The organism is Aquibacillus sediminis (assembly GCF_005870085.1).
Taxonomy (GTDB): Bacteria; Bacillota; Bacilli; order Bacillales; family Amphibacillaceae; genus Aquibacillus_E; species Aquibacillus_E sediminis.
This window is the reverse complement of sequence record NZ_SZNM01000060.1, coordinates 1-1,578: the sequence shown is the minus strand read 5'-3', so window position 1 is coordinate 1,578 and position 1,578 is coordinate 1. Positions and strand designations below refer to the sequence as shown.

Here is a 1,578-nt window from a genome sequence, read left to right as displayed (position 1 = left end):
GATGAGACTTCCCATCATTTTAAATGAGTAAGATCCCTCAGAGACGATGAGGTTGATAGGTCCGAGGTGGAAGCGTGGTGACACGTGCAGCTGACGGATACTAATAGATCGAGGACTTAACTATATTTCAGTTTTAAATGTTTGATTGTCTTGAGACTTTCTTATCTAGTTTTGAAGGTGCAAAAAAACACTTGCATTTTTTATAAAAAATGCATATAATATGTTTTGTCCTTAATAAAAAATATGGTTTAGTGGCAATAGCGAAGAGGTCACACCTGTTCCCATGCCGAACACAGAAGTTAAGCTCTTCAGCGCCGATGGTAGTTGGGGCTTTGCCCCTGCGAGAGTAGGACGCCGCTAAGCTGTAATATGTTGGAGGATTAGCTCAGCTGGGAGAGCACTTGCCTTACAAGCAAGGGGTCGCAGGTTCGAGCCCTGCATCCTCCACCATAAAGCCGGCCTAGCTCAACTGGTAGAGCAACTGACTTGTAATCAGTAGGTTGGGGGTTCAAGTCCTCTGGCCGGCACCACTTTTTTTTATTAGTATATGAATGAGACAATTTAATTATGAGCCATTAGCTCAGTTGGTAGAGAAACCGTAAACCTCATGGAATAACATCAGTGTAGGTTTTGCGAGGAGCGTAAACATCGACGAATATGCTTGCAACGTGACGAGCACAAACAGAATAAGCTTCATTCTATTACTAGTATTTATACAAAATATTGCGAATGAATAAAACTAAATGATATTACGAGCCATTAGCTCAGTTGGTAGAGCATCTGACTTTTAATCAGAGGGTCGGAGGTTCGAATCCTCCATGGCTCATCATATAATTAGTATATTATATACTAATTCCATTATTTTTGCGGGTGTGGCGGAATTGGCAGACGCGCTAGACTTAGGATCTAGTGTCTTCGGACGTGGGGGTTCAACTCCCTCCACCCGCACTTAAAGATATTCTAGTAAGTTTGGTTATGTTTTGTGACCAATACTGAAATTAGTATATCTTGCATAAACGCGGAAGTAGTTCAGTGGTAGAACACCACCTTGCCAAGGTGGGGGTCGCGGGTTCGAATCCCGTCTTCCGCTCCAATTAAATCACAAGCCATGCCGGGGTGGCGGAATTGGCAGACGCACAGGACTTAAAATCCTGCGATAGGTGACTATCGTGCCGGTTCGAGTCCGGCCCTCGGCACCATTAGCGCCCGTAGCTCAATTGGATAGAGCGTTTGACTACGGATCAAGAGGTTAGGGGTTCGACTCCTCTCGGGCGCGCCATATTCGGGAAGTAGCTCAGCTTGGTAGAGCACTTGGTTTGGGACCAAGGGGTCGCAGGTTCGAATCCTGTCTTCCCGACCATCGAAAGAATATTTAGGGGCCTTAGCTCAGCTGGGAGAGCGCCTGCTTTGCACGCAGGAGGTCAGCGGTTCGATCCCGCTAGGCTCCACCAATTTGATCTTTGAAAACTGAACAAAACAACCAGTATGAAACAGATCAGGTAAAACGTTTCATTTATTTGAAACAGACTACCCTGAATCAATTTTTAAAAGCTAGTTTTTGAAACGAGCAAGCAAGCT

9 tRNA genes and 2 rRNA genes are annotated in these 1,578 nt (G+C 45.0%); all 11 read left to right on the top strand.

Annotated elements, in window-relative coordinates:
* Window positions 1-124: ribosomal RNA gene (locus FCI53_RS21125) — 23S ribosomal RNA — on the top strand; the annotation flags it as partial.
* Window positions 125-247: 123 nt separating this feature from the next.
* A 5S ribosomal RNA gene (gene rrf, locus FCI53_RS21120) occupies window positions 248-363 on the top strand.
* Window positions 364-374: 11 nt separating this feature from the next.
* A tRNA-Val gene (locus tag FCI53_RS21115) sits at window positions 375-450 on the top strand.
* A 4-nt stretch (window positions 451-454) separates the two neighbouring features.
* Window positions 455-530 (top strand) — tRNA-Thr (locus FCI53_RS21110).
* A gap of 223 nt (window positions 531-753) precedes the next feature.
* Window positions 754-826, top strand: a tRNA-Lys gene (locus FCI53_RS21105).
* Between the two features lie 40 nt (window positions 827-866).
* A tRNA-Leu gene (locus FCI53_RS21100) sits at window positions 867-948 on the top strand.
* Between the two features lie 70 nt (window positions 949-1,018).
* Window positions 1,019-1,093, top strand: a tRNA-Gly gene (locus FCI53_RS21095).
* Between the two features lie 17 nt (window positions 1,094-1,110).
* Window positions 1,111-1,199: transfer RNA gene (locus tag FCI53_RS21090), tRNA-Leu, on the top strand.
* A gap of 3 nt (window positions 1,200-1,202) precedes the next feature.
* A tRNA-Arg gene (locus FCI53_RS21085) sits at window positions 1,203-1,279 on the top strand.
* A 4-nt stretch (window positions 1,280-1,283) separates the two neighbouring features.
* A tRNA-Pro gene (locus FCI53_RS21080) sits at window positions 1,284-1,360 on the top strand.
* A gap of 15 nt (window positions 1,361-1,375) precedes the next feature.
* Window positions 1,376-1,451: transfer RNA gene (locus FCI53_RS21075), tRNA-Ala, on the top strand.
* Window positions 1,452-1,578: the final 127 nt, after the last annotated feature.